This is a genomic window from Peribacillus sp. P4_C12, from assembly GCF_056402095.1.
Map to the genome: position 1 here is coordinate 1 of NZ_JBFUIB010000492.1, position 2,659 is coordinate 2,659.

Genomic DNA, 2,659 nt, shown 5'->3' on the forward strand with positions numbered 1-2,659 from the left:
GAATTGTAGTCCTCTCTATATTTATTAATCAACTACCATTTTATAAGAGGTAATCATAAAATACAATAAAATCAAAGATTATTAACAGAATGCTCACTTTTATAGAAAAGCTAAGACTAATCACTAGCTTTTACGATTTTAAAAAAAGGTGGCCACTTTTCCCTATTAAAGTCTTCGTTAGGCATTACCGTAATGGCGATAACATCATAAAAAACTTGTCCGTTACTAGACAAGTCCTTTATGATACGACTATTCTACAGTCTGAAATTCTGAAGGAATCGGATCGATCCCATTTTGCTCTCCATTTTCCTTTTTGAACCATGCAAAGAAAATGACTCCTAAAACATATCCTAAAACGATTTCTTGAATAACCTTCATAAGTACCCCGCCAAGCTGCTGGTCTTCAAGCAACGGCAGCCCATTAAACATTTCTGGACCACTGAGTGATAAATTGGACAATGCTGAAGCAGGCACGCAAAGCTCCATCGCACTGGCCCATGATTCAGCATTCGTAAACGTATCATACATCGGATAATCAGCAAAAATGATTAATGCACAAGCTGGTGTCATTAAAATACCACTGCCAAAAATATAAGCTACTTTTTTAACACCTGATAGACTTTCTTGTTCTGGAAGTTGATTAACAAGAGGAAACCACATCAGAACTGCTGTCGTAAATAAGATCGCCGTGTAGCCAGCATGAAACCACATCCCCGTTTTAATAAAGTCAAAAACTAACGGGATATGGTACAACGAGAAAAGGACATTAAATAGTAAAAGAGCCACGAGGGGTTTCGTGAAATACTGAAATAACGGTTTCACTCCCCTTGAACCTATGAAAGATCTCCAGAACCAGTCTGGTATCGCAATGATAAATAATGGCGGAATCACCAAGTAAAGCAGAGCCATTTGAAACATATGGGCACTGAACATGATATGACTCAATAAATCCAGCGGGGAACCCTTTACCATATAAAGAAGGAACATTGCTATTAAGAAATAAGTTACCTGCTTTACGGAAAGCGATGAACTACCCGGAAACTTCCCTCTGTATTTTGTCACCAACCAAAAATATCCAACCGTTATAAGTACGAGGGCGGCAAAATAGTATGGACTCCACAAAGCACGAAAGCCGAAAATATCAATAGACAAAAAATCACCTCGTCATAAACTTTTTCTTACTTCCATTATACCTAAAATAAAACTTAGTAACAAATATAGATAAACTTGGATTATTTTCCTAACAAATGAACAAGACATAAGAAAACCGGCTATTAATCAATAGCCGATTTTCTTTATGGTTTATAACCAAACAATCGTTGTGAAAACAAGAACAGTTATTAAGCCGACTGCAAGTCCAGAGAATAAAAACAATGCAATAGTACCATGCCCTTTGTGCTTCATATGCATAAAATAATACAATTGGAAAACCACTTGTACGGCTGCCAGTAGCAAAATGACTGGTTTAATGAACCAATGTGAAAATCCTTCAATTCCTACTGCAGCAAAAGCAATTAATGTAAAGAAAATCATAAGTGTAAATGATATCACTTGATGTTTCATCTCTTCAGCATTTTTCTTACGGCGATATTTTAAATCGACATTCGGGTTCGCTGAATTTGATTGTTCATTCGCCATCAGTTATCCCACCATTCCCATTAAGTATACGACTGTAAAGATAAACACCCAGACTACGTCAATGAAATGCCAATATAGACTCGCAACATAAAATTTAGGCGCATTATATAAATTCAAGCCCCTTCTTGCATTACGAACCATCAGCGAAATGATCCACATCAAACCGAAAGCAACGTGTCCTCCGTGAAAGCCGACTAACGTATAGAAAGCGGAGCCAAACGCACTACTCGTAAAAGTATGATGATATTCATGAACATAGTGATTAAATTCATAAATCTCAAGACCTAGGAAAGCAAAACCAAGTGCAACCGTAATCACAAGCCAAGCCTGCATTTGTTTAAAGTGATTATTTTTCATATGATACATTGCATACACACTAGTTAATGAACTAGTCAATAACAGCATAGTCGCAACAAAAGTAAGTGGTAATTCGAATAAATCTTTTGCTAGGGCTGCATCACCATTTGGAACTTTATCCTTTAAAGCAAGGTAAGTTGCAAATAGTGAGGCGAATAATACCGTCTCTCCACCAAGAAACAACCAGAATCCCAAATACTTATTTTTACCTTCTAAAGTCGCTTTCTCGGGAGAAGCAGGCCAAGTAGCATCCGTGAATCTTTCATCTGATTGCATTATGCCTTACCTCCCTTATCTTTATCGTCCATAAGGTCTTCTTTATGAATATGGTATCCATGATCGTCTTTAACGGAACGGATTAACATTGAACCAAATGTAATCAAAAGTCCAACAATGATTATAGGTAGGGTCCATGTCTTATCATCCATATTATATAAAGCACCGAATGCGGCTACAAATAAACCGAAAGCAATCGTTAGAGGAAGAATAGATGAATTTGGCATATGGATATCCCCAAGTGGTTCTGCAGGAGTCATTTCCGTTTTCCCTTCCATTTTTTCAACCCAGTAAGGATCTAAACCACGCACAAGCGGAAGTTGTTTGAAATTATAAAATGGCGGTGGTGATGGAATTGCCCATTCAAGCGTACGACCATCTCCACCAC

General features: G+C 37.4%; 3 protein-coding genes and 1 pseudogene. All 4 read right to left on the minus strand.

Annotated features, from left to right (window positions below; genetic code table 11):
* Nucleotides 1–249: 249 nt before the first annotated feature.
* Nucleotides 250–1,152, minus strand: coding sequence for a cytochrome c oxidase assembly factor CtaG (ctaG, locus tag AC1DUW_RS25410; RefSeq protein ID WP_252430623.1), 903 nt, complete (start codon nt 1,150–1,152; stop codon nt 250–252).
* A gap of 150 nt (nt 1,153–1,302) precedes the next feature.
* Nucleotides 1,303–1,638, minus strand: coding sequence for a cytochrome c oxidase subunit IVB (gene ctaF, locus AC1DUW_RS25415; RefSeq protein WP_053345205.1), 336 nt, complete (start codon nt 1,636–1,638; stop codon nt 1,303–1,305).
* Between the two features lie 3 nt (nt 1,639–1,641).
* The gene (locus AC1DUW_RS25420; RefSeq protein WP_053345204.1) at nt 1,642–2,271 is read right to left on the minus strand and encodes a cytochrome (ubi)quinol oxidase subunit III; all 630 of its coding nucleotides are present in this window, start codon (nt 2,269–2,271) and stop codon (nt 1,642–1,644) included.
* Nucleotides 2,271–2,659 (minus strand): annotated as a pseudogene (locus tag AC1DUW_RS25425) (hypothetical protein); the annotation flags it as partial. The pseudogene AC1DUW_RS25425 and the gene AC1DUW_RS25420, both read right to left, overlap by 1 nt.